The sequence below is a fragment of the Streptomyces sp. TRM70350 genome, from assembly GCF_019219825.1.
In the GTDB taxonomy this organism is placed as follows: domain Bacteria; phylum Actinomycetota; class Actinomycetes; order Streptomycetales; family Streptomycetaceae; genus Streptomyces.
Map to the genome: position 1 here is coordinate 1 of NZ_JAHUXH010000143.1, position 296 is coordinate 296.

Genomic DNA, 296 nt, shown 5'->3' on the forward strand with positions numbered 1-296 from the left:
ATCTCACCCTGGGAATGACCCACCACCGCGGACGGCACGACACCGTACGAACGCCACACCTCCGCCAGCGACACCATCACCGCCCACAACACCGGCTGGACCACATCCACCCGCTCCAGCCCCGGAGCACCCTCCACACCCCGCACCACATCCAGCAACGACCAGCCCACGAACGGCTCCAACGCCGCCGCACACTCACCCATCCGCCCCGCGAACACCGCCGAGGACCCCAGCAGATCCACCGCCATCCCCACCCACTGCGCCCCCTGACCCGGGAACACGAACACCACCCGGCC

The 296-nt window shown here is 69.6% G+C and carries 1 protein-coding gene; it reads right to left on the reverse strand.

The features are described from left to right. Window positions 1–296, reverse strand: a 296-nt coding sequence (locus KWI83_RS37955) for an acyltransferase domain-containing protein (protein ID WP_218518910.1), incomplete at both ends; no start/stop codon positions are given.